Origin of the sequence: Trueperella sp. LYQ141, from assembly GCF_046599555.1 — a bacterium.
Lineage (GTDB): Bacteria > Actinomycetota > Actinomycetes > Actinomycetales > Actinomycetaceae > Trueperella.
In genome coordinates this window covers 215,564-239,997 of sequence record NZ_JBKIWQ010000004.1, presented here as the reverse complement: position 1 = coordinate 239,997, position 24,434 = coordinate 215,564, and the positions used below count along the sequence as shown (strand labels likewise).

Annotated in this window: 19 protein-coding genes; 15 read left to right on the top strand and 4 right to left on the bottom strand. The window is 54.8% G+C overall.

Annotated features, from left to right (window positions below):
- Positions 1–203: 203 nt before the first annotated feature.
- Positions 204–2,498: a 6-phosphofructokinase gene (locus ACLHIJ_RS04720; protein WP_411296754.1), complete on the bottom strand. Its 2,295-nt coding sequence runs from the start codon at positions 2,496–2,498 to the stop codon at positions 204–206.
- A gap of 78 nt (positions 2,499–2,576) precedes the next feature.
- Between ACLHIJ_RS04720 and pgi the strand changes: the two genes are divergently transcribed.
- The 15 genes from pgi to deoC all read left to right on the top strand — a co-directional run bounded on the left by pgi (position 2,577) and on the right by deoC (position 20,335).
- Complete coding sequence (pgi, locus tag ACLHIJ_RS04715; RefSeq protein ID WP_411298566.1) at positions 2,577–4,232, top strand: glucose-6-phosphate isomerase; 1,656 nt, start codon at positions 2,577–2,579, stop codon at positions 4,230–4,232.
- A 416-nt stretch (positions 4,233–4,648) separates the two neighbouring features.
- Positions 4,649–5,641, top strand: a complete 993-nt coding sequence (locus ACLHIJ_RS04710) for a malate dehydrogenase (protein ID WP_411296756.1) — start codon at positions 4,649–4,651, stop codon at positions 5,639–5,641.
- A gap of 407 nt (positions 5,642–6,048) precedes the next feature.
- Positions 6,049–7,332, top strand: coding sequence for a serine hydroxymethyltransferase (gene glyA / locus ACLHIJ_RS04705; RefSeq protein WP_411298565.1), 1,284 nt, complete (start codon positions 6,049–6,051; stop codon positions 7,330–7,332).
- A complete protein-coding gene (locus ACLHIJ_RS04700; protein WP_411298564.1) occupies positions 7,329–8,225 on the top strand; it encodes a tetrahydrofolate dehydrogenase/cyclohydrolase catalytic domain-containing protein in 897 nt (298 codons plus the stop codon). The genes glyA and ACLHIJ_RS04700 overlap by 4 nt, the downstream gene beginning before the upstream one ends.
- Positions 8,226–8,291: 66 nt before the next feature.
- Positions 8,292–9,116 (top strand): exodeoxyribonuclease III, encoded by an 825-nt coding sequence (locus tag ACLHIJ_RS04695; protein WP_411296759.1) that lies wholly within the window; start codon positions 8,292–8,294, stop codon positions 9,114–9,116.
- Between the two features lie 23 nt (positions 9,117–9,139).
- Complete coding sequence (locus ACLHIJ_RS04690) at positions 9,140–10,411, top strand: YihY/virulence factor BrkB family protein (protein WP_411298563.1); 1,272 nt, start codon at positions 9,140–9,142, stop codon at positions 10,409–10,411.
- Positions 10,411–11,478, top strand: a complete 1,068-nt coding sequence (locus tag ACLHIJ_RS04685; protein ID WP_411296761.1) for a mannose-1-phosphate guanylyltransferase — start codon at positions 10,411–10,413, stop codon at positions 11,476–11,478. Before ACLHIJ_RS04690 ends, ACLHIJ_RS04685 begins: the two co-directional genes overlap by 1 nt.
- 167 nt (positions 11,479–11,645) lie before the next feature.
- Positions 11,646–12,728 carry a BMP family lipoprotein gene (locus ACLHIJ_RS04680; protein ID WP_411296762.1) on the top strand — a complete coding sequence of 361 codons (1,083 nt, stop codon included), beginning with the start codon at positions 11,646–11,648 and terminating at the stop codon, positions 12,726–12,728.
- A gap of 85 nt (positions 12,729–12,813) precedes the next feature.
- A complete protein-coding gene (locus ACLHIJ_RS04675) occupies positions 12,814–14,370 on the top strand; it encodes an ABC transporter ATP-binding protein (protein WP_411296763.1) in 1,557 nt (518 codons plus the stop codon).
- Positions 14,370–15,710 (top strand): ABC transporter permease, encoded by a 1,341-nt coding sequence (locus ACLHIJ_RS04670; protein WP_411296764.1) that lies wholly within the window; start codon positions 14,370–14,372, stop codon positions 15,708–15,710. Before ACLHIJ_RS04675 ends, ACLHIJ_RS04670 begins: the two co-directional genes overlap by 1 nt.
- Positions 15,707–17,017, top strand: coding sequence for an ABC transporter permease (locus tag ACLHIJ_RS04665; RefSeq protein ID WP_411296765.1), 1,311 nt, complete (start codon positions 15,707–15,709; stop codon positions 17,015–17,017). Before ACLHIJ_RS04670 ends, ACLHIJ_RS04665 begins: the two co-directional genes overlap by 4 nt.
- Before the next feature lie 5 nt (positions 17,018–17,022).
- Positions 17,023–17,463 (top strand): cytidine deaminase, encoded by a 441-nt coding sequence (locus tag ACLHIJ_RS04660; RefSeq protein ID WP_411296766.1) that lies wholly within the window; start codon positions 17,023–17,025, stop codon positions 17,461–17,463.
- A 53-nt stretch (positions 17,464–17,516) separates the two neighbouring features.
- Entirely contained in the window at positions 17,517–18,803 is a 1,287-nt protein-coding gene (locus ACLHIJ_RS04655; RefSeq protein ID WP_411296767.1) for a thymidine phosphorylase, read from the top strand.
- Positions 18,804–18,896: 93 nt separating this feature from the next.
- Entirely contained in the window at positions 18,897–19,685 is a 789-nt protein-coding gene (locus tag ACLHIJ_RS04650) for a hypothetical protein (protein ID WP_411296768.1), read from the top strand.
- The gene (deoC, locus tag ACLHIJ_RS04645; protein ID WP_411296769.1) at positions 19,682–20,335 is read left to right on the top strand and encodes a deoxyribose-phosphate aldolase; all 654 of its coding nucleotides are present in this window, start codon (positions 19,682–19,684) and stop codon (positions 20,333–20,335) included. Before ACLHIJ_RS04650 ends, deoC begins: the two co-directional genes overlap by 4 nt.
- A gap of 164 nt (positions 20,336–20,499) precedes the next feature.
- On the opposite strand, the gene ACLHIJ_RS04640 is transcribed toward deoC, so the two are convergent.
- The 3 genes from ACLHIJ_RS04640 to ACLHIJ_RS04630 form a co-directional block, all read right to left on the bottom strand.
- Positions 20,500–22,185: a phospho-sugar mutase gene (locus ACLHIJ_RS04640; RefSeq protein ID WP_411296770.1), complete on the bottom strand. Its 1,686-nt coding sequence runs from the start codon at positions 22,183–22,185 to the stop codon at positions 20,500–20,502.
- On the bottom strand, positions 22,186–22,992 hold the full coding sequence (locus ACLHIJ_RS04635; protein ID WP_411296771.1) for a purine-nucleoside phosphorylase: 807 nt from the start codon (positions 22,990–22,992) through the stop codon (positions 22,186–22,188).
- Between the two features lie 93 nt (positions 22,993–23,085).
- Complete coding sequence (locus tag ACLHIJ_RS04630; protein ID WP_411296772.1) at positions 23,086–24,132, bottom strand: sulfite exporter TauE/SafE family protein; 1,047 nt, start codon at positions 24,130–24,132, stop codon at positions 23,086–23,088.
- Positions 24,133–24,434: the final 302 nt, after the last annotated feature.

Genomic DNA, 24,434 nt, shown 5'->3' with positions numbered 1-24,434 from the left:
GTAGGGCGCAGTATCTACGGGGTGCATATGCCCTTGGAGTAGTGCGGCAGATACGCGCTGGATAAGAGGCGAGCCATGCTAAGCGGCGTGATGGCGATAGGCAAGGGCAGAGTGCAAATGTGGCGGGCCAAAGAAAATGGCGGGTGGGTGTCTAGGAAAAATTATAGACACCCACCCGCCGGCAACAGCCTATCCGCTGCGGTTTACTCCTCGGTGACGATACTCAACTGCTCCAGCTCGCCGTCAGCATTATGATCGGAGACGACATATACGACATTGAGCAAAGATAGCCACCACGGATCGTAGGGGAGGCGTTCTTCCATATCAATGAGCTCATTCATATGCGCCACTGGGCGCGCCTCCAGCGATCCGTCAATCATCCCTACGTGATACATGCCTGATTTCCCGCTGCTGAGCTGCTCGTCAAGGACCTGCATGGCCTTATTGACGTAACGCACTGCCAAGGTCCGATCAAAAGGAGAGGGATTGCCGCCCTGCTGGGCATGCCCGAGGACGGTGGCCCGAACATCAAATAGATCTCCGCCTTCCTCTTCAAAGATGGCACGCAAGAATTCCGTGTTGTAGTACTCTGATGCGTCCTCGTTGCGCACCACCAGGTAGAACTGGCGTCCAGATTGGAATGAACGGATCATCTTGGCCGTATCTTGTGCCAACTGCGCCAAATTAATCCCGTTTTCATACAGATAGACCTGTTCAGCTCCTGTGGTTAGCGCACTCATCAACGCTAAGAATCCACACTTGCGCCCCATTGTTTCCACGACGAAACAGCGCCGTGATGCGGAACCGGACTGTTTGATACGGTCAATCGTCTCCGTATTGAAATTCAAGGCCGTATCGGCGCCAATAGAGAACTCTGAGCCCGGTAAATTGTTATCCAAAGAAGCCGGAACGAGCACCATCGGGATCTTAAACGCCGGATAGCGGGAGCTTTCTGCAAGCATGTTATACACCATCTTGTAGGCTTTGAACCCGCCGATAACCAGGAGTGCATCCAGGCGGGCTTCTTCGATGGCGCGCCCGAGCGCGTAATACTGATCGAGCTCGGGAATGGTACGCCGAGTTCCTAGCTCCGCGCCTCCGTCCTCTACCCAGCCTTCAACATCCGACCACGCTAGCTCGCGAATCTTCCCATCCAGTAAACCAGGGAAACCGCCCTCAACGCCGACCATCGTGTAGCCGCGATCCATCCCCAATTTGACTGCTGCCCGCGCAGCCGGATTCATTCCTGGCGCTAGCCCGCCCGCGTGAACAATACCGACGCGCGGCGAATTCTCTTGCCGCTGTGGGGCTTCGGGCGAGGAGAGCGTTTCGAATAAATTAATCATGTCTCGGTAGCCAGATCCGCGAGAATCAATAGCGGCCTGCCAGTTTCCACTGGCGAGATACTCTTTGACGGCTCGGGTATTCTGCACCGCTTTCATCATGGGCAGACGAATGATCTTATTGTGGCGCGTGCCAATGATTGTCGGTTCGCTCTCATCGGTCGCGTGGACCATATCCCAAGCTGCGGTGTATCCCAATAGGGTAGGCATCCAGCGGTCGTATGCCGAGGGAGTACCACCGCGTTGGACGTGACCTAAGGACGTGATACGGGCATCTTCGCCAAGTCCCTGGCTGAGAACGTCTTTGACCTGCTGGGCAGTAATCGGATTGCCCTGGCGGTCCGTGGCTCCTTCGGCGACGACAATCAGCGAATCCCGTCGGCCGTTTTCGCGCCCACGCCGAAGTTTGTCACATAAGCCCTGCTCCCAGCCTTCTTCTGGGGGTAGCTCCGGGATAAACACATAATCACAGCCCCCGGCGATAGCACTCATCAACGCCAGATAGCCACAGCGTCGGCCCATCACTTCAATAATGAACGTGCGCTGATGGGAAGCTGCCGTTGCGGCAATGGCGTCAATGGCGTCGATAATGCGATGCAGTGCAGAATCTGCCCCGATCGTCATATCGGTTCCCACAAGGTCATTATCAATTGATCCAACCACGCCAGCGATATGGAGTTTGGCATGGGTATGAGCCACCTCGGCAGAGATTTCCCCTTCTGCAACCAGCTCTTCTAACAGTTCAGGCCACAATTCTCGCAGCTCGTCAGCACCGGAGAGCGTGCCATCGCCGCCAATAACGACAAGGCGGTCAATCCCGTGGGCAACAATATTTCGCACGGCTTTCTTAATCCCGGAACGCTGCCGGAATTCCTCAGAACGGGCCGTTCCAATTGCGGTTCCGCCGCGATTAATTGTGGAGGATACATCTGACCATTCCATCTTCTTGATGAGGTCGCCACCCTCTACCGGACCACGCCAGCCCTCAAAAAAGGCGTAAGGCTGAGCGCCTAGTTGCAAGGCGGTGCGAACAACAGCACGAACTGCAGCGTTCATGCCTTGTGCGTCGCCACCGGACGTTAAAACACCGATCTTAACCTGTGAGGATGCAGGTGATGACTGTTCGGTCACGATAACTCCCTTACTCGAACTCATTGCTTCCCATACTCTCATATTTGTGGGCGCCATAACGCGCTAGACTAGCTACGCTGTGAAGAAACACTGAGGAGTGTCATGTCTGCACCTGTTGATGCCACGCGCACCGCTGCGTGGGAGCGCTTAACAGCGCTGAGCAAGGAACTAACTGTCGATTTTCGGTCCTGGTTTACCGATCCGAACCGAGCTTCGGATTTTACCTTTAGTGCCGGAGATCTCTATGTTGATTTATCCAAATCCTATTTAACTGCCGACGTTAAAGCGGCATTGTTGGATCTGGCAGAGGAAGTTGGCTTGCCGGCTCGCCGGGAAGCGATGTTCTGTGGGCAGAAGATCAACGTCACTGAGCATAGATCGGTTTTACATACCGCATTGCGCCGAGCACCTGACGATGAGCTGGTTGTTGATGGGCGTAACGTCGTCGCTGACGTGCGTGAGGTCCTGGATCGGATGTATGCCTGTGCGGATCAGGTTCGTAGCGGGGCATGGCGCGGGGTGACTGGTAAACCCATTACCACGATCGTCAACATTGGTATTGGTGGTTCGGATTTAGGGCCGGTCATGGCCTATGAAGCCTTGCGTCCCTTTGTGCAAGATGGTCTGGAATGTCGATACGTATCGAATATCGACCCGACGGACATCGGCGAGAAACTACGCGGAGTTGATCCGCAGACGGTACTGTTCATCGTTGCTTCCAAGACTTTCACCACCTTGGAGACGTTGACGAATGCCCGTCAAGCTCGCACTTGGTTGTTCGATAGCCTCAAGGCGCAAGGGATCAGCACCGACGGGGCAGTGGCGAAGCACTTTGTTGCGGTGTCAACGAATCTGGAAAAGGTGGCAGAGTTCGGTATTGATCCGCAGAACGCTTTCGGCTTCTGGGATTGGGTCGGCGGGCGCTACTCCGTTGATTCAGCAGTGGGATTATCTTTAGCGATGGCGATCGGTCCGCAGGGTTTTGAGGAATTCCTTGCTGGTTTCCGGATGATGGATGAGCATTTCTTGGCAGCCGCACCGGAAGATAATGTGCCGCTACTCATGGGATTATTGAACGTTTTTTACGTCAACTTTATGGCTGCTCCCACTCATGCGGTTTTGCCATATTCGCAGTATCTGCACCGTTTCCCGGCATATTTGCAGCAGCTCACAATGGAGTCGAACGGTAAGCGAGTGCGTTGGGATGGCACTCCGGTAACATCCCAGACGGGTGAGGTATTCTGGGGAGAACCGGGAACGAATGGGCAGCACGCCTTCTACCAGCTTATTCATCAAGGAACGCAGCTTGTTCCGGCTGATTTCATTGCTTTCGCTCAGCCGCAGTATCCACTGTGTGACGGTCAATCCGATCAGCATGAGCTGTTCTTAGGGAACTTCTTTGCCCAGACGAAAGCCTTGGCGTTTGGAAAGACGGCAGCGGAAGTGCGCCGCGAGGGGACGCCAGAGGATCTAGTAAGTGCCCGCGTGTTCCCCGGAAATAAGCCAACTGCGTCGATTATGGCTCCAACTTTGACGCCTTGTGTGCTCGGGCAGTTGATCGCGCTATATGAGCACATTACCTTCGTGCAAGGTGCGGTTTGGGGGATTGATTCCTTTGACCAGTGGGGAGTCGAACTCGGCAAACAGATGGCAAAAGAATTGACGGGTGCGATTGCTGGTGATCCGCAGGCGCTTGCCGAGCAGGACGCATCTACCAGAGGGCTGATTGATTATTATCGGGCGCATCGCGATAAGTAGTGGGGGATAACCTTGCGATAGCGAGGGCGCAGACCATTTATATAGCGGTGGTTGCCATGCATTTCGGGTGGCAACCACCGCTTATGTATGCGGTTAGTAGGCAATTATTATTCTTTTACTTCGCCGCTAGGGCGCCGATACACGTGTGCATGTGGGGCGCAGTAGCCAAACTATGGGGCTGAGGCAGGACGTGTTGTGCTACCGGATATGCGCTCGCGGATTAACGGTCGCAAGATAATAATCGCAAAGTAATAGCCGCAATTGCACTGCGCGGCGGGTGAACATCGGACCAAGGGAACAGTTTTTCTGATCTGATCGCGTTAGACTAGATACGGTATCGGCGAATTCGCCGCTCATACTGACAGGTTTGACCACAGTCTGATCTGCCTGGGGAACCAACAAAGGAGTTTAGTTACATGGCAAAGTCTCCAGTAACAGTTACCGTTACCGGCGCAGCCGGAAATATCGGCTACGCCCTGCTCTTCCGCATTGCTTCGGGTGGATTGCTCGGCGCTGACGTTCCGGTTCGCTTGAACCTGCTTGAGATTCCGCAAGGTCTGAAAGCTGCCGAAGGCACCGCAATGGAGCTGAACGATTCAGCTTTCCCCTTGTTGGACTCGATCAATATCTTTGACGATGCCAATAAGGCATTCGACGGCGCTTCCGTAGGTCTGCTCGTTGGTGCGCGTCCACGTACTAAGGGGATGGAGCGCGCTGACTTGCTCGAAGCAAACGGCGGCATCTTCGGCCCGCAAGGCAAGGCCATCAACGATCACGCGGCAGACGATATTCGCGTCCTCGTCGTTGGTAATCCGGCAAATACGAATGCGGTTATCGCAATGCGCAACGCTCCGGATGTTCCGAAGGAGCGCTTCACTGCGATGATGCGTTTGGATCACAACCGAGCAATTTCTCAGCTCGCAGAAAAGACGGGCGCTAAGGTCACCGATATTAAGAAGATGACGGTTTGGGGTAACCATTCCGCCGATCAGCATCCAGATATCACCTGGGCGACGGTCAAGGGCACGCCGGCAACCGAGCTCGTTGATGAGGCGTGGGTCAATGAATACTTCGTTCCGACGGTTGCCAAGCGCGGTGCGGCAATTATCGAAGCTCGCGGAGCTTCGTCAGCGGCATCGGCTGCATCGGCCGCAATCGATCACGTCTTTGATTGGGTCAACGGCACGCCGGAAGGCGATTGGGTGACGCCGGGTGTTTACTCTGATGGTTCGCACTACGGTGTTCCAGAAGGTCTGATTTTCGGCTTCCCGGCAACCTCCGAGGGTGGCGAATGGAAGATCGTTGATGGTCTGGAGATCTCCGAGGCCAGCCGAATCGGTATCGAGCGCAACATTGCTGCAGCGCAAGAAGAACTTGAGGCAGTTCGTGCTTTGGGCTTAATCAAGTAGCGCTATGTAGCAGTTATGTGCAGGTAACAAGACTGTATGTAGAGCTGTTGGGGTCGGGACGCGCTTGCGTGCCGACCCCAACACTATGCCCAGCCTATCTGGGTGATAAGTGTTGAATGATACCCCTAGCTCATCAGCAGGAGAGCAGATACTGCCGATACGCGCTGCATACGGCAAAGGCATCGTCGGAAAATATCTAACGTCACTTAACGTCACTGAACCTATCTCGACAGTGCATAAAAGATCAGTACCGCATATTAAGCGCTACATATTAATCAGCGGGAGCTTATTTTCCTTGCGATTGGGCGCGCTGAGCGCGGGCAGCACCTGCGAGAATCTCCGTCATCACGCTCGCTGAGATACACTAACTAAGGACCGCCATCTGCTCGTATGCGCAAGGAGTACCGATGAATTTTAATATGAAGTCAATTCGTGACGTTGATCCGCAGATCGCAGCAGTACTCCAAGACGAACTCAGCCGTCAGCGGGCAACCTTGGAAATGATTGCCTCGGAGAATTTCGTGCCGCGATCCGTATTGCAAGCCCAAGGATCAGTCCTGACGAATAAATACGCTGAAGGGTACCCTGGGCGGCGATATTACGGGGGATGCGAAGCCGTTGACGTGGCGGAATCGCTAGCCATTGAACGTGCCTGCCAGCTATTTGACGCCGAATACGCCAACGTTCAGCCGCACTCGGGAGCGCAAGCGAATGCGGCGGTTTACCATGCGTTAGTGCGCCCCGGAGATCTCATCATGGGCTTGGAGTTAGCGCACGGCGGGCATTTGACGCACGGCATGAAAGTGAATTTCTCTGGGCGTAACTATCAGGTTGTCTCCTATGGGGTGCGTGAATCTGATTTCCGAATTGATATTGACCAGGTTGCGCGGGTCGCTCGAGAATCGCGACCAAAGCTGTTGATCGCGGGCTGGTCTGCCTATCCGCGCCACTTGGATTTTGCGGCTTTTCGTGAGATCGCCGATGAGGTGGGAGCATACCTGTGGGTGGATATGGCGCATTTTGCGGGTCTGGTTGCCGCTGGTTTGCATCCGAATCCGGTGCCTTACGCTGACGTGGTAACTACCACGATTCACAAGACTCTGGGCGGGCCACGCTCCGGCATGATTCTGTCTCGCGATAAGGAACGCTTTGGAAAGCTGCTGGATTCGGCGGTTTTCCCTGGTCAACAGGGCGGACCACTGATGCACGTCATTGCGGCAAAAGCAGTCGCGTTGAAGATTGCCGCCAGCGAGGAATTCCGTGATCGGCAACGTCGAACGCTGGCTGGAGCGCGAATCTTGGCAGAGCGCCTTATGGCTCTCGATTGTCAAGCGCGCGGAATTAGCGTCGTGACCGGAGGAACAGATGTGCATCTGGTTCTTGTAGATCTGCGCGAGAGCGATATGACGGGGCGCGAAGCCGAGGAATTATTGGAACGAGTGGGGATTACTGTTAATCGCAATTCTGTGCCATTTGATCCACGGCCTGCTACCGTCAGCTCCGGTCTGCGCATTGGAACTCCTGCTTTGGCCACGCGCGGATTTACCGAGAAAGAATTTACTGAGGTTTCCGACGTCATTGCTGAAGCCTTATGCGCTGGAGCACGCGCTGATATTGCTGCTTTGCGGGCCAGAACTGCGGCATTAGCTGACGCTTTCCCGTTGTATGACGGCTTGGATCAATTAGCATGACCGCTCGAATCCTGGATGGGCGTCGGGAAGCCTACGTTGTTAAAGAGGAGCTGCGCGCACAAGTGCGCGGTTTACAGCAACTTGGATGTTATCCAGGATTAGGAACGATTTTGGTTGGAGATGATCCTGCCTCGCATGTATATGTTCGTGGTAAGCATCGCGATTGCGCTGACGTAGGAATTGAGTCTTTGCGTATTGATCTGCCGGCGCAGGCCCGTGTTGCTGATATTTTGGCAGCGGTTCGCGATCTGAACAATGCCCCGGAATGTACCGGATTCATCGTCCAACTACCGCTTCCTGATCCCGGTCAAACCCGCCGTATCCTCGAAGCCATAGATCCGCACAAGGATGCAGACGGATTGCACCCGATGAATCTTGGGCGTCTGGCCTCAACAGCAGCCGGTGCATTACCGCCGATCCTGCCGTGTACTCCGCGGGCGATTGTGGAATTAGGCCGACGCGGGGGTGTGCAATTTGATCGCGCACACGTATGCGTCATCGGGCAAGGGCAAACCGTCGGGCGTCCACTGAGTCTATTGCTCACCCATGAGCAGGTGAACGCAACTGTTACGTCGTGTCATATTGGCACGTGGAATTTAGCTGAGCATACTCGGTCGGCAGATATTATCGTTGCGGCAGCGGGTGCGGTCCATCTGTTGCGAGCCGCTATGGTGCGAGCTGGGGCAGCAGTATTTGACGTCGGGGTTACTCGGATTGCGGCTGATTGTGCGGTCGGTACTCCTAGCCGAATTGTGGGGGACGTCCATCCTGAGGTTGCCGAGGTTGCCGGATATATCTCGCCAAATCCGGGAGGTGTAGGGCCGATGACGCGAGCTATGCTCCTCGCTAATGTTGTGGACCTCGCCCGCAATAATATTTCCGATCGCCGCTAGCCTATTAAGATCGAAATTTCTCTTTAGGCAACGTAGGCTATCGGGCAAAGGAACATCGGAGGTAATATGCGCGTTGCAACTGTAAACGTCAATGGAATCCGCGCTGCGGTACGCAAAGGTATGCATGAATGGGTAGCGCAGGCAACTCCCGATATTCTGCTATTGCAGGAGGTGCGTGCTCCAGAGGATATTTTGGCAGAGCTCACTGCGCCTGGCTACACAATGTACGCGCATCCTTCACAATTGAAAGGCCGTGCCGGCGTGGCAATCGCGGTGGCGCACGGCATTGAGGTGGGGGAGATTCGCTACGGGCTGCCCACAGGATTAGCGGTGGCTGACGCGGAACCGCCGGTGGATACGGGGCGTTGGATCGAGGCGGATATTCCGCAATTTGATACCACTTTCGTCAGTGCATATTTACATTCTGGGATTGCTGATCAGGAAGAAAAGATGGCTGCTAAATATGCGCATCTCGATCGCGTCACGCAGCGGTTACAAGAGCTGAGGGAATCCGCAACGGGGATGTCACATGTATTGGTAGGCGGTGATTTCAATATCGTGCATACCGAACGCGACATCAAGAATTGGAAATCCAATCACAATAAGACCGCTGGTGTGCTTGATGCGGAGATTGCTTACCTGACGAAATGGTTTGAGGAATTAGGATATGTTGACGCCCATCGCCGCCTTGTAGGCGACGCGCAAGGCCCATATACCTGGTGGTCACAGCGGGGTCAAGCCTTTGATAACGACGCGGGCTGGCGCATTGACTATCAGATGGTCTGCCCGCAGTTGGCCGCCGCCGCACAGACAGCGCGAGTAGATCGCGCGCCAGATTATGCTTCCCGCTGGTCAGATCATGCCCCGCTGGTTATGAGCTACACCCTCTGAGAAACGAAGTGAGACGCGAGAACATGGCTAAGACTGTTCATATCCGCAAGCCCTCCGATCCGCCCATCGCGGTGAAGAAAGCACAACGCTATTTGAACTGGATTATGCGCCTGCGTATTGTGCGGGCTTTCCAGCGATACGGCAATGCCCGCGGAGCGTTAATCTCCGGCGGTATCGCCTATTCGGCAATGTTCTCGATTGCGGGTGCATTGACCGTCGGCTTGACAGTGTTTTCCTATGTATTGGGGGGAAATACGGAACTGCGTGAGGGTCTGTTCTCCTCAATTGAATCATCCTTGCCAGGGGTGTTAAAGACTCATGCAAACCCTAACGGGTTATTGGACCCGGATTCCTTGATTGTTGATAGCCCGCTGACCTTGCCGAGTATCGTGGCATTACTGGTCTTGTTATGGTCGTCAATCTCATTGATGAGTGGAATGCGATCCTCGATCTTGGCGATGTTTGGGTTGAGCGCACCGCGCCGCTCCTTCGTCGTGGCAAAACTGATGGATCTATCCGGACTCATCGTGATGGGAGGCGGAGTAGTTCTTGCCACGGTGGTCGTTTCGGCGGCACGATTCTTCGCCGGGCCGATTCTGGCGTTTTTGGGGATCTCACGTGATGCCTCGACCTGGCTACTGACGCTGGTGTCCTATGTGGTTGCGGCGGCGATTGATTTCGGCGTTGTCGTCTTTTTGATACGGGTAATGTCGGGGGTGCGCCCACTGCGGCGCGATCTGGTTATCGGCGGTTTAGTTGGGGCAATTGGTTCGGGCGTCTTGCGCTATCTAGGAACGTCAGTGGCCTCGTCGGTATCAGATAATAAGTTGCTTGCCCCCTTTGCTGCTATCGCCACGTTGCTGCTGTGGGTTAACCTTTTGGCTCGCATTATTCTGCTATCTGCTGCGGTGACGGCGAATCCGCCGGCTCCGGGCAAGCCAACCCCGAGCCAGATAGAGCATTTGGAGGACCGACCGAACTACGTCACGGAATCGGATATTACGACGAAGATGTGGAATTTTGATCCGCGCACTGGAGTTATTGCGCCGGATCGTCCCGAACCGCGAGAAGATCCTATTCCGGATTGGTCAGGATGGCGTGAGCGTCGTGCCCGCAAGCGTATTGCTGCGGCAAAACAACGGGTGACGCAGGCTGAGGCGCAGTTAGCTATCGTCCGTGATGATTACCGTCGGGGCGCCTGGGATGCGTTCTACGCCGATACTCGCCATACCACCAATGCGCAGTTAGCGGGGATTCGTCGGGGAGATATTGTTATTGAGGAGGACGATAAGTAGTGCAATTCCACGCGATTATTCCAGCCGGTGGAGCCGGAACGCGGTTGTGGCCACTTTCGCGGCGCACCTGCCCGAAATTCCTAGCGGATCTGACGGGGTGTGGGCGCACGTTGTTACAACAGACGGTGGATCGCCTCCAGCCGATTGCCCAGACGATCACGGTAGTAACCGGAGAGGCACATGCGTCGGCGGTGCGGGAGCAAGTACCAGATGTTGAGGTGTTGGTTGAGCCCTCAGCTCGGGATTCCATGGCGGCCATTGGTTTGGCTGCTGCGGTTATTCGACAGCGTCACGGCGATGTTGTGGTGGGATCCTTTGCGGCTGACCACCTCATTAGCGATGTTGCGGCCTTTCACCGTGCGGTACGTGATGCCTGCGCGGCAGCCGATCAGGGATACGTCACAACGATTGGGATTACTCCGGATTCTCCAGCGACTGGCTTTGGGTATATTCGGGCTAGCGAGCCGATAGCCGGTCTAGCGCGGGTATTACGGGTGCAGGCCTTTGCGGAAAAGCCAGATGCTCAAACTGCGCGTGAATATCTTGCGAGCGGTAACTATCGGTGGAATGCTGGGATGTTTGTGGCGCGATCTCGCGTCTTATTGGACGCATTGGCGCGTTTTGAACCGCAGATGGCGGCGGATGTGGAAGCAATTGCAGTGCAGTATGATTCCGCGGAGCGTGAGGCGGTGATGGGGCAGTATTGGCCGAGGTTGAAAAGGATTGCCATTGACCACGCCATTGCTGAGCCCTTAGCAGCCGCTGGCGGGGTAGCCGTTGTCCCGGTTGAGATGGGATGGTCTGACGTCGGAGATTTTGCTTCGTTGCGCGATGTGATAATGCATGACGCGGCAGCGGCGCAACAGATGAGTGATTCCGTTATAGAGGTGGGCTGTAGCGGCACTTTGGCGTATAGCCAGGGTAAACCTGTGGTTGTGGTCGGGGTAGATGACGCTGTTGTTGTGGAAATGGATGACGTCATCATGGTGACGACTCGCCGAAATGCCCAAAACGTAAAGCAAGCACCCGAATTGTTATCGAATAGTGACCTGCAATTTTTATGTTAATTGCTCGTTACCTCGTAGATCTCGGTAAACTTAGTGCGTATGAAGGCTGAGAAGAGTATGATGAATCTTCCCAACTTCACGCGACAAAACGCCCGCAAAGCGTTATTGTGTTGTGGTGGTACATCACAGAGGATGTGATGGGAAAACCCGTACGAAGGAGTAAATTCGTGAAGAATTTCAAGAAATTTGCCGCTATTGCTGCAGTGACGGCTATGGGTCTGACTGCGTGCTCTGGAGGAGATAAGGGTGGCTCTGGTTCTGGATCCGAAGGCGGATCGGGAGCAGAGGGCAAAGACTTCAAAGCATGTATCGTTTCGGATGCTGGCGGCTGGGATGATCGTTCGTTCAACGAATCGGCTAAGGTCGGTCTGGATGAGGCGGTCAAGGAACTCGGTATTAAGTCAGGAACTGCTGAGTCCTCCTCTGATTCGGACTTCGTGCCGAACGTTGAGGCAATGGTTTCCGATAACTGTAATATCATCATCGGCGTTGGCTTCAACCTTGAAGCTGCCATCCACGCCTCCGCTGAGCAGAACGCAGACATCAACTACGGCTTGGTCGATTCGACGTTCTCCAGCGATCTGAAGAACGCTCGTCCGTTGATCTTCAACACCGCTGAGGCGGCGTTCCTTGCTGGTTACGCGGCCGCTGGTATGACCAAGACGGGAACGGTTGCTACCTTCGGTGGTAAGCAGATTCCGTCCGTGTCGATCTTCATGGACGGCTTTGCTGATGGCGTTGCCAAGTACAACGAAGCAAAGGGCAAGAACGTCAAGCTTCTTGGCTGGGATAAGGCAAAGCAGACGGGCTCGTTCACCAATACGTTCGACGATCAGGCACTCGGCAAGCAGCAGGCTCAGCAGTTCCTCGATCAGGGTGCAGACATCATCATGCCAGTTGCTGGCCCGGTTGGTCTTGGCGCCGCTGCTGCGATCAAGGAAGCTGGAAATGCTTACATCATCGGTGTGGATACCGATTGGTACGTTTCCTCGCCGGATTACAAGTCGATCGTTCTGACCTCCGTCATGAAGGAAATTCCTGAGGCAGTTAAGAGCGTTATCAAGGATGCTGCTGAGGGCAAGTTCACCAACTCCCCGTACGTGGGAACGTTGGAGAATGATGGCGTCGGCATTGCTCCGTTCCACGATTTCGATTCCAAGGTTCCGGCTGAGCTGAAGTCCGAGCTGGAGAATCTGACGAAGCAGATCAAGTCCGGTGAACTCAAGATTGAGTCCCCGAACGCTCCGTAAGGTTTTCTCAGACTATTATCGATGAAAGCGAGGGCCCGACCCGTAGGGTCGGGTCCTCGTTGTCGGTAAAAGAAAGGCAAAAACCGTGAAACTCGAACTTAAAGGGATCACGAAGCGATTTGGTCCGTTAGTGGCCAATGACCATATCGACCTCGTTGTTGAGGAAGGGCATATTCACGCCCTGTTGGGTGAAAACGGTGCAGGCAAATCAACGCTGATGAATGTTCTGTACGGATTATACGATCCCGACGATGGTGAAATTCTTATTGATGGCAAACCAGTGTCCTTCAAAGGGCCAGGCGACGCTGTTGCCGCTGGCATTGGCATGGTCCATCAGCACTTCATGTTGATTCCGGTGTTTACTGTTGCCGAATCTGTTGCGCTTGGCTACGAACCAGTTGGGAAAGCCGGTCTCATTGATGTGAAGAAGGCACGGCAAACAGTGCTGGACGTGTCGGCAAAATTCGGCTTTGATCTTGATCCAGATGCGTTGATTGAGGATCTCCCGGTGGGCGCACAGCAGCGCGTGGAGATTATTAAGGCGCTTTCGCGCGATGCGAAGGTCCTTATTTTGGATGAACCTACCGCAGTGCTCACGCCGCAAGAGACTGATGAGCTCATGGCTATTATGCGTCAGTTAGCTGACGCTGGTACATCAATCGTCTTTATTACCCACAAACTGCGCGAAGTGCGTGCAGTGGCGAATGATATTACTGTTATTCGGCGCGGCAAAGTCGTCGGTGAGGCCGATCCGAACAGTACCGAATCTGAACTCGCCACCATGATGGTTGGGCGTCCGGTGATGATGAAAGTCGAAAAGAATCCGCCGAAGTTAGGTGGGACCGGACTTGAGGTAGAAAACCTAACAGCGTTCAATTCGGCAGGAACTCGCGTCCTCGATGATGTCTCCTTCAATGTTGAACGTGGAGAAATCGTGGCTATCGCTGGCGTTCAGGGGAACGGGCAAACCGAACTTGCAGAAGCAATTATTGGTTTACTGGATCCGGCAGGTGGCTCACTGCGACTCAACGGCACGGATATTACGCATACTGGTGTGCGCAAGACGATCGAGGCTGGCGTTGGCCTTGTTCCAGAAGATCGTTCCAAGGACGGCGTTATCGCATCATTCTCTATTGCAGAGAATCTCATCCTCGATCAGTACCGCAACGTTCCGTTCTCAAAAGGCGGCGCATTGCGGCCCAAGGTCGTTATGAAGAATGCGCATGAGCGCGTCGACGAATTTGATATTCGATTGACTGCAGTGACTGATCCGATCTCGACTCTCTCCGGTGGAAACCAACAAAAGGTGGTTGTCGCCCGTGAGCTGTCGATGGATCTTGAACTGCTCATTGTTAATCAGCCGACCCGTGGCGTTGACGTCGGATCGATTGAGTTTATTCATAAGCGCATTGTAGGAGTACGAGATGAGGGAACTCCGGTTCTGCTTGTCTCGTCGGAACTTGATGAGGTCGTCGCATTGGCTGATCGCATCGTGGTTATGTATCGCGGCCGGGTCATCGGTATTGTCCCGGCAGATACCTCGCGCAACGCATTGGGCCTGATGATGGCCGGCGTTCCGCAAGCAGAAGCCTTGGCTGCAGAGGATAGTTCTGCAACGGCGAAGATGGAGGAGGCTAAGTAATGTCAGGAAAGCACTCCGCGACCACTACCCGCAAAGCCGGCATTGGCACCTGGATAAAGGCCCTGCTGTACACCGGCTTGCGCTCAGGGTGGCTCGTGTCAATTCTTGCGGTGATTGTTGCCTTCATCGTCGGCACTGTCCTCATTATCATTTCGGGTGCCTCCATCAGCGAAGCATACTTTGCCATGTTCCGCGGTGCGATCTTCGATCCGAACGCCTCAACTTTCCAGCGGGCAATTAAACCGTTAACGGATTCCTTCTTCTATGCAATTCCGCTTATTATCAGTGGTTTGGGCTTAGCGTTCGGTTTCCGTGCCGGTCTGTTCAATATCGGTGGTACGGGCCAGCTCATTTTTGGTGCGTTGGCGGCAGTGTGGGTCGGTTTTAAGCTGACGCTGCCCCCGATTATTCACCCTCTGGTAGCGATCCTGGCCGGTATCGTAGCTGGTGCTCTGTACGCCGGTATCGCTGGTGCTCTCAAAGCACGAACGGGCGCCAACGAAGTTATTTTGACGATCATGTTGAACTCCATTGCCGCTTTGGCATTGAGTTTCATCCTGTTGCAGCCCTCGTGGCAGGTGCCGGGGACGTCATACCCGCAGACCCCACGAGTAGCTGAAAGCGCGGCGCTGACGAATCTATTCGGCTCGCCGTTCAAGTTGCATACCGGCATTATCGTGGCGATTATCGCCGTAATTGTGTTCTGGTGGATCCTGGAGCGTTCGACCTTCGGCTTTGAAGTACGCGCTGTTGGTGCTAATCCGAATGCTGCTCGCACTGCGGGTATCTCGGTAGGTAAGGTTACGACCTTCACCATGATGGTCTCTGGTTCTTTCCTGGGGCTTGCCGGCGCTAACGAAGCGCTCGGCTCTTTGGGGTATGTGGCTGGAAACGTCGCTGGTACTACCGGCGTTGATGCGATTACGGTAGCCCTGTTGGGGCGGAATAAACCGTTAGGGACGTTCTTTGCTGGCTTGCTGTTCGGTGCATTCAAGGCAGGCGGTTACACCATGCAAACTCGTGACGTTCCGATCGATATGATTCTGATTTTGCAGTCCACTATCGTCTTGCTGATTGCGGCTCCGGCCTTGGTGCGGTGGATTTTCCGTTTGCCGCGCGCCAACAACGTTACTCTGCGTCAGTACGTCACCTTAACAGAGATGGGTATTCCCGTTACTGCTGCGAATGCCGCAGATTTGGCAAAGACGGAGAAAGCATCTGGCACACGTCCTGCGGTGGCAGAAGAAAAGGAGAGCGAGTCGAGTGAACCTGAGGAGCCGGTAGCGGCTACAGCGAGCTCGGCAACGAACGACAATACGAAAGGGGATGATCTGCGATGAGCACGACAACAGAACAGACACATACGTCGCAGACTGTTGATGGATCGGCAGTTCAGAGCTCCCTGTCGTGGAAGCTACCAATTACGTATGGCTTTGCGTCGCTTTTGCTTTTGTTCTTTAGCTTAAAAGCACATGGCATGACCGTCCTGCGTTTGAACGATCGAGTTCAAAAGCTGACCTTAGATGACGTCTCCGTCAATGCTAGTGGCGTTTTGCTGGTATTTACTGTGATCGCTGTGATCGCAACCGGATGGTCAATTTTTAGTACCTTGAGCCGTGGGAAGTTTGGTCGTCTGGGCCGCTCACTCGATACCACTGCCATGATTGTGGTGGGTATCTTGACGGTCTTTGGCTTCATGGTATTCGCTGGCGCTGGATCCTCCGGCGTGGTGACCTTGACCTCCACCTTGGTATCAACGGTTGCTATCTCCACTCCGCTGATCTTCGGCGCACTCTCCGGTGTTGTCTGCGAGCGCGTGGGCGTGGTGAATATTGCTATTGAAGGTGAACTCTTGGCTGGCGCTTTCGCGGGCGTCATGGCAGCGTCGATCTTCCACACTCCGTGGGCGGGTTTGGTGGCTGCTCCGATCGCTGGTGCCTTCCTCGGTTGCCTGCTGACCTTGTTCTCCGTGCGCTATGGCGTTGACCAGATTATCGTCGGTGTCGTGCTCAACGTGTTGGCATTGGGCTTGACCTCCTTCTTCTTTGGCACGATCATGACGGGAGATCCGGGCAAGTTCAATACCAACCAGTTCTCCTTGCCGTCGATCAAGATCCCAGTCCTGTCGGAGATTCCGGTTATTGGCCCGGTGCTGTTCAATCAGACGGTTCTGGTGTACTTCATGTACGCCGCGATCATCTTCCTGTGGATCTTTATCTTCCGTTCTCGCTGGGGCTTGCGCCTACGTGCGTGCGGTGAGCATCCAAAGGCTGCAGATACGGTCGGTATTAACGTCAACCGGACCCGTACCCGCAATACGATCTTCGGATCGGCGCTAGCGGGCCTTGGTGGAGCTTTCTTCACTATCGGATCTGGTTTGGCGTTTAATGACAACATCTCTGCCGGTAACGGATACATCGCTCTGGCAGCAATGATTCTCGGCAAGTGGCATCCCATTGGGGCAACTGGGGCAGCTCTCATGTTCGGCTTCGCGCAGGCAATGGCCCGCTTGATCCCGAACTTGCACGGCGGTATTCCGTCGGATCTGGTCAATATGATTCCGTACATCGTGACGGTTATCGCGGTGGCTGGGTTCGTCGGCAAGTCTCGTGCTCCGGCGGCTGAGAACATTCCTTATCTGAAGTGAGTACCATGACTGAGACAATTGATTGGGATTATTTACGCGAACTCGCTATTGAAGCGATGGAAACAGCGTATGTTCCGTATTCTGGGTATCCTGTCGGAGCTGCTGGGCTAGTAGATGATGGTCGATTTGTTTCAGGATGCAATGTTGAAAACGCATCCTATGGGCTTGGTACGTGCGCTGAGAACGGGCTGGTATCCGCACTGGCCCGTTCCGGTGGCGGCCGTCTCGTTGCCGTATATTGCGTCAATGGGAATCGGGAAGCCGTAGTGCCATGCGGGCGCTGCCGCCAGTTACTCTTTGAGTTTGGTGGTCCACAACTGCAGGTATATATGCCGCAGGGCGGTCCGCAACCAATGACCTACGTTATTCCGCAGGCATTTGGTCCGCTATCACTTGGCGAAGTGAGCAGCGCAGCGAATATCGATCTATCACAGACTATTTTTTAATCGCTACCACGAGGCGGCCGTCAATGGCCGCCTCGTATCTTCAAAGGAGAATTATGACTGAGCGTTTCGACGCCGTCGATATTATTCGTATTAAACGAGACGGTGGCAAACTTTCTCTCGATGAGATCAACTGGACGATAGACGCATACACCCGTGGCGTCATCGGTGATGAACAGATGGCCGCATTGGCGATGGCTATTTTCCTTAACGGGATGGATCGTGAGGAGATTGCCCAGTGGACTGCGGCAATGATTGCTTCCGGTGAACGGATGAATTTTGCCTCTCTCGGAAAGCCAACCGCTGATAAGCACTCAACAGGTGGGGTTGGCGATAAGATCACCCTTCCGCTCGCTCCACTCGTAGCAGCTTTCGGTGTGGCAGTGCCCCAGCTATCCGGGCGCGGTTTAGGCCATACCGGAGGAACGCTGGATAAAATGGAGGCAATTCCTGGCTGGCGTGCTGATCTGTCAAATGACGAGATTATGCGCCAACTCGGGCAGGGGAGCGGGGCCGTTATCTGCGCGGCTGGTGCGGGTCTGGCACCGGCTGATAAGAAGCTCTACGCATTGCGTGACATCACCTCAACGGTAGAATGTGTACCGCTCATTGCCTCCTCGATTATGTCGAAGAAGATCGCAGAGGGGACGGATTCACTCGTCCTTGATGTCAAGGTCGGCTCGGGTGCTTTTATGAAAAACATTGAGCGTGCCCGTGAGCTGGCGCAGACGATGGTTAATCTGGGAACCGACGCGGGAGTCAAGACTGTCGCGCTGTTAACCAATATGGAAACCCCGCTCGGCTTGAAGATCGGAAACGGCTTAGAAGTCGAGGAATCCGTTGAGGTTCTTGCCGGTGGAGGCCCAGCAGACGTCGTAGATCTGACGATTGCATTAGCTCGTGAAATGCTTACTGCGGCTGGTCAGCCAGATGCCGATGTTGAAGGCGCGCTCAAGGATGGGCGAGCGATGGACGTGTGGCGCAAGATGGTGGTCGAACAAGGCGGCGATCCAGACGCACCCATGCCGACCTCGCGCTTTACTCATGACGTTATTGCTCCAGCAGATGGTGTGCTCTCGCGTTTGGATGCGTTGAGCGTTGGGGTTGCTTCGTGGCGTTTGGGTGCTGGGCGCGCAGCTAAGGGCGATCCCGTCCAAGCAGCGGCAGGTATCGAACTCTTCGCGAAACCAGGTGACGAGGTTCGTGCTGGTCAGAAGCTGATGACCCTGCATACGGATGAAGAAGGACGAATCCCGCGGGCGATGGAATCCCTGGAAGGCAGCTTTGACATCGGAGAATACGCCGATGTGCCAGGCAACGTCGTACTGGAACGTATTGACTAAAACCCTGCGCGTGCGGCATCTGCACCGATGCCGCACGCCTCGTCATCTGTCAGCTATAGGGATAGATAAGAAAAGGAAACAGGTGCTGGGTATATGCCAGTAAATCTTGCTGCGCTGTTGAGCCGAGTTGCTCCTCCAGTTACTAGTTCAGTGGCGATGGGCTGGCCACAGATTAGAGATCCTAGCACCGACGCTGCTTTTGCGGCGATGGATGAGTACGCTTCCTATGGCGTTCCCATGCAGATTGGGGGATATACGCTTCGCCAGTCAACCCCATACACCTGTGGGGCGATGGTCGTTCTTCTGGCTCGGTACCTCTGCGATACCGACTTTCGTCAGCATCTCGATGCCAATCCACACCGGATTGCTGAATACGAGGTGGAGATTTTCGATCAGATACGGCGAAATCAGCAGGGAATTCGGCTCTGGCCGCGACGCTGGGGAAGCCCGCCGTGGCTACTAGCTCAGACGATGAGCAATATATTAGCTCAATGCTCGGATTCGCCTGACGGGAAGCAAACACGGGTATGTTACTGGGATCGCCCGGTCGCTCCCCATACCGAATTAGGGCACACCATTGTTGACTGGATACTGCATGCGACGTGTTGTGGGTATCCCATCCCGCTCTATACCGGAGGCGATCTGCGTTCCGGCGTGCGGGCCGCTATCCCGCGTCACGTCGTCCTGGCGTTACCCGGAGCTGGAACAACACCCGAAGGAATCCCAGAAATTGCGATATATGATCCTGCCTCTGGCAAGATATATCGAGTCCCGATTTATGCGTTGGCGGATAGAGAAACCCCGCTGGCAGCTTTTGGGCACTGGACACATATTGTGTGGGCGGTGCTTGCTAATCAACATGATAAGGAGTTAATGCAATGACTGATGTTGCGCGTATGATCGACCACACGCTACTCAAGCCGGAAGCCACGATTGAGGACGTGCGCGCCCTTATTGAGGAAGCCAAAGAGCTGGGAACGTACTCAGTGTGCGTCTCCCCGTCAATGCTTCCATTACCGGAAGATATTGACTTTGGTGACGTGAAACTTGCGGTGGTATGCGGCTTCCCCTCTGGTGCGGTCGCCTCGGAGATTAAGGCTGCGGAGGCTGCTCGTGCAGTGGCTGCCGGGGCAGATGAGGTCGATATGGTTATTAATCTCGGCTATGCCAAGGAGCATGACTGGGAAGCCTTAGAATATGACATTGCTGTTGTGCGCGACGCGATTCCGTATGCGGTTCTGAAGGTCATTATTGAGTCGGCAGCGTTGACGGACGATGAGATCGTTGCAGCCTGCGAATGTGCAAAGACGGCCGGTGCAGATTTTGTTAAGACGTCAACGGGATTCCATCCGGCAGGTGGTGCCTCCGTTCATGCGGTGGAATTAATGAAGCAAACGGTCGGCGAAGAGCTGGAAGTAAAGGCCTCGGGTGGTATTCGTGACGCCCAGACGGCTCAAGCAATGATTGCGGCAGGGGCAACGCGCCTGGGGTTGTCTGCCTCGCGCGCGGTGCTAGCGGGAATTACCGAATAATAGCTTTCTAAACGATGTGGGGTGCTCCTGGATCTTCCAGGACCACCCCACATTATTGCTAGCGTGCCCGGCTAATATGCGGTGCTCACCGTCGCGAGAACACGTGTGAGAGTGTTCTCGGCTGTGGCTAACTGTGTATCCCGCATATCGGCCCAGGTAGCGCGCTATACGCCAAGCATGGCAGAGACGTCAGCCTTGAAACGTTCCATGCGTTCGACAGCAGCGCTACGAGCAGCATCGAGTTCAGCCGCATCGGAAACCGGAACAATCACTTCTAGGTAGCATTTAACCTTAGGTTCTGTTCCGGAAGGGCGCACGATGACGCGATCACCGTCTGCGGTGACGATTCGCATGGCGTCGGTAGGAGGCAACGAAGGGCTGCCATTCGATAGATCCTCTACACAGGCTACTGGTGTTCCGATTAACTCAGTGGGTGGCTCATTGCGCACCTTTGCCATTGTGGCCGGAATAATGGCAAGATCTTGCACGCGCACGGTCACAGGGGCAGTGTGGTACACTCCGTGGCGAATTGCTAGCCGGTCTAATTCGGCTTGCAGAGTCGTGCCCTCCGCTTTGAGTTGGGCGGCTGTGACGGCAACGACCAGACCAGCGCTGACACCATCCTTATCTTTAACAACATCTGGATTGACGCAGAAACCGATAGCCTCTTCGTACCCGTAGAGAATTTCTGGCGCACGCGCAATCCATTTGAAGCCAGTCAGGGTAGCTTCGTAACCTAAACCGTGATGGCCAGCAATCTGCTCAAGTAACTGCGAGGACACGATAGAGGAGGCAAGATTTCCGGTGATGCCTCGGGAAACTGCCTGACGGGCAGCCTGTTCGCCGAGGATTGATCCGATCTCATCACCGGAGAGCTGACGCCATCCCTGTGGCGTGGGAATAGCTACCGAGCAGCGATCCGCGTCGGGATCAGAGGCGATAATAATATCGGCATCGACGTCTTGGGCAACCGCGATTGCTTCATTAAGTGCGCCCGCTTCCTCCGGATTCGGGAAAGCAACCGTGGGGAAGGCCGGATCCGGATTGATCTGGCTGGGAACCGTGATGACGTCAGTGAATCCGGCAGCGGCAAAGAGTGGGGCAACGAGAGAGTTGCCTACACCATGCATTGCAGTGTAGACAATTTTAAGATCGCGTGGACCTGCGGGGGTGCGAGTCAGTGTATCGGCAATGTAATCGTCAATGAGGGATTCGTCAATCATCTGCCAGCCCTGGCCCATAGGTACCTCATTAGCTGGCGGAGCGGCGGCAATCTTATCGGCGATTTGCGCATCGACTGGAGGAACAATCTGCACGCCACGCCCGTCAGCATCAACAGAACGACCGCCTAGATAGACCTTGTAGCCGTTATCTTTTGGCGGATTATGCGAGGCGGTGACCATTACGCCAGCATCGGCGTTGAGTTTGCGCACTGCGTATGCCAGGAGCGGGGTCGGAAGCGGGCGTGGCATGAGGAGCGCTTTTGCCCCCGCGGCCTGCACGATCGCTGCCGTATCTTGTGCGAATTCTTGGGAGTGATAGCGGGCATCAAAACCAATGACGACAACTGCTTCCTGATCGACGTATTCCTGCAACCAGGCGACCAGGCCGGCGGCAGCACGACGCACAACCGCAGCATTCATTCGATTCGGGCCAGCTTCCATCACACCGCGCAAACCGGCAGTGCCAAACTTGAGCGAACCAGCGAACCGATCGCTGAGATCGGCGTGAGCATGAGCGTCGCCACCTTCGGCGCGCTCTAATAGTTCCGTCAGTTCAGCTTGATCTGCTGGGGAAGGGTCGGCAGCGATCCACTGGCGTACTGCGGTAAAGAGTTCAGTATCAGTCATTTACATATCCTTCGTCATTGAGTCGATAATGTCTGCCAGAAGGCGTGAAATACGTGGGCCAGCGTTCCGACCCGCTTCTAGCACTTCGTGATGATCAAGTTTATGTGAAGCAACGCCCGCAGCCAGGTTTGTTACGAGAGATATGCCGAGGATCTCCATACCGGCCTCGCGAGCAGCGATAGCTTCTAATGCGGTAGACATGCCGACGAGATCGCCGCCAAGGAGCGCTGCCATTCGAACTTCGGCCGGGGTTTCGTAGTGTGGGCCAGGGAATTGAACGTAGACACCTTCCGGCAATTGCGGATCAACCCGATGTGCTAAATCGCGTAACCGCTGCGAATACAGATCGGTCAGATCAACGAATTGTGCGCCTTCGAGGGGAGAGGCCGCAGTGAGATTGATGTGATCGCGAATGAGAACAGCACTTCCAGGGCCGGTTGCTTCTCGGGTCGAGCCGCAACCGTTGGTTAAAATGCAAATCTTTGCTCCACTTGCTGCAGCGGTGCGAACCCCGTGGGCGACTGCACGCACGCCTTTACCCTCGTAGTAGTGGGTACGTGCCCCGAGGACCAGAGCGTGCTTTCCGCTTCGTAGTTTGATTGAGGTCAGTTTACCGGCATGCCCGGCAACTCCCGAGACGGAAAAGCCTGGAACCTCGTCGGCTGCCAACTCGGCGACCACCTCACCGATCAGATCGGCAGCCCCGCCCCAGCCTGAGCCGAGTGTTAATGCAATGTCATGTTGAGTTACGCCCGTTCTTTGCGCAATTACCTGTGCGGCATCTTGGGCTAATTTGTGTGGATTCATAGGTAATACGGTAGCGCAGTATGCCCAGATGCGGGGTAAGAAATGCCGAATAATCCGATGAATTGTGCGCACGGAGAACCCGAAGAAAACAGGTTATGCGGTGAAAAAGCTCAGGATGATGGTCATAACCGCAACCCCGAATAGTAACAGTGCGAAGCCTAACGATAAGGTTGTGTTCTTTGCCCGACGCGATAGCGGCGCTCCGAGTGCGCTGCCGATCAGAGAAGCCGCCCCAAACAGGATGACGATATGCCAGATGATATGAACAGGTGTACCGATGCGCCCCACCAGTCCGGCGGCTGAGGTAAGGAACATGACCAAGACGGATGTGCCGGTCGCTTCGAGCATGGGGAAACCAAAAATGGCAACCAAGACGGGAACAACGGCAAATCCGCCACCAACTCCGAACACCCCGCACAAGAGTCCGACGCTTGCGCCTGCCGTTGCCATTGCCCACCAACGCGGCGCAGGGGCTGAGGTAGGTGCTGGAGGAAGGTGAACGCTAGGTGGCGGTGTTGAGCTGGGCAGATATGTTGAGTCGCTAGGTAGAGACGTTGAATCCGGTGAAGATACCGGAGGGTAATGGCTGGGTATAACCGCGGGTACCTGCGAGGGATCCTCATCGCTATATTCCGAATCAGAATAGGGGATAGCAGCAGATGTAACTGCCCCCTGGTCTACCTCGGGTGATGTGGCGGGCACATAATGAGCGAGCGTATTGCTGGGGCGTGCATTGTGAGCGGGCACGTCATGAGTGGAAAGGGCGGATCCGCCAGATTCCCTTCGCCAACGCCAGAGCATATAGCAGCCAGCACAAAAGACGACTCCGGCGAAGGCAAACATGAGCGCAGTGGGATTGCATAAGGGTGCTAAACGTGCGCCGGCAATAGCACTAACAGAGCTGACAGCAGCAAATGTGCATCCGTCCCGCCAATGCACGCAGCGGTGCTTTGCATGGGAGAACAGGGCAGCGCAGGCCGATAGGGAGACGATAATCAGGGATTCAGCGGCCGCATTATGAGGAGTGTGGTGTAAGAGATACACCAGGGCAGGTATGGAGAGGATACCGCCGCCTGCGCCCAGTATTCCGACGATGAGACCAATCCCTAATCCAGCGCCTAGTGCAATTACCCATTCCATATTCGTTCAGCCTAATTCCTTGATGACGTGGGACCAAACTATGTGCAATGATCGCGCTATTTTGCACCTGTCTACCGTCGTGTCTGTCGGTGCAAAGAACCTAATAAATAAGGGCGGATAAAAGGAATTCTAGGGAAGAACGGGGATAGTGAGGCCAGCAAAGCAGAGAAAATCGCGCTGTACACATGCTTTTTAGCGCACAAGAGGAACTAGCCGATGATAGGAGTAATGGATACAGCCAAAGCGGTGAATACAATAACGGGCTAACCAATCCCAGCACCCAGGGAGCCCACAAGCCAACG

What these genes read in the sequence shown, in the direction of transcription:
- ACLHIJ_RS04720 (WP_411296754.1), bottom strand. Translation starts at nt 2,498, where the DNA reads ATGAGTTCGAGTAAGGGAGTTATCGTGACCGAACAGTCATCACCTGCA.
- pgi (WP_411298566.1), top strand. Translation starts at nt 2,577, where the DNA reads ATGTCTGCACCTGTTGATGCCACGCGCACCGCTGCGTGGGAGCGCTTA.
- ACLHIJ_RS04710 (WP_411296756.1), top strand. Translation starts at nt 4,649, where the DNA reads ATGGCAAAGTCTCCAGTAACAGTTACCGTTACCGGCGCAGCCGGAAAT.
- glyA (WP_411298565.1), top strand. Translation starts at nt 6,049, where the DNA reads ATGAATTTTAATATGAAGTCAATTCGTGACGTTGATCCGCAGATCGCA.
- ACLHIJ_RS04700 (WP_411298564.1), top strand. Translation starts at nt 7,329, where the DNA reads ATGACCGCTCGAATCCTGGATGGGCGTCGGGAAGCCTACGTTGTTAAA.
- ACLHIJ_RS04695 (WP_411296759.1), top strand. Translation starts at nt 8,292, where the DNA reads ATGCGCGTTGCAACTGTAAACGTCAATGGAATCCGCGCTGCGGTACGC.
- ACLHIJ_RS04690 (WP_411298563.1), top strand. Translation starts at nt 9,140, where the DNA reads ATGGCTAAGACTGTTCATATCCGCAAGCCCTCCGATCCGCCCATCGCG.
- ACLHIJ_RS04670 (WP_411296764.1), top strand. Translation starts at nt 14,370, where the DNA reads ATGTCAGGAAAGCACTCCGCGACCACTACCCGCAAAGCCGGCATTGGC.
- ACLHIJ_RS04665 (WP_411296765.1), top strand. Translation starts at nt 15,707, where the DNA reads ATGAGCACGACAACAGAACAGACACATACGTCGCAGACTGTTGATGGA.
- ACLHIJ_RS04660 (WP_411296766.1), top strand. Translation starts at nt 17,023, where the DNA reads ATGACTGAGACAATTGATTGGGATTATTTACGCGAACTCGCTATTGAA.
- ACLHIJ_RS04655 (WP_411296767.1), top strand. Translation starts at nt 17,517, where the DNA reads ATGACTGAGCGTTTCGACGCCGTCGATATTATTCGTATTAAACGAGAC.
- ACLHIJ_RS04650 (WP_411296768.1), top strand. Translation starts at nt 18,897, where the DNA reads ATGCCAGTAAATCTTGCTGCGCTGTTGAGCCGAGTTGCTCCTCCAGTT.
- deoC (WP_411296769.1), top strand. Translation starts at nt 19,682, where the DNA reads ATGACTGATGTTGCGCGTATGATCGACCACACGCTACTCAAGCCGGAA.
- ACLHIJ_RS04640 (WP_411296770.1), bottom strand. Translation starts at nt 22,185, where the DNA reads ATGACTGATACTGAACTCTTTACCGCAGTACGCCAGTGGATCGCTGCC.
- ACLHIJ_RS04635 (WP_411296771.1), bottom strand. Translation starts at nt 22,992, where the DNA reads ATGAATCCACACAAATTAGCCCAAGATGCCGCACAGGTAATTGCGCAA.
- ACLHIJ_RS04630 (WP_411296772.1), bottom strand. Translation starts at nt 24,132, where the DNA reads ATGGAATGGGTAATTGCACTAGGCGCTGGATTAGGGATTGGTCTCATC.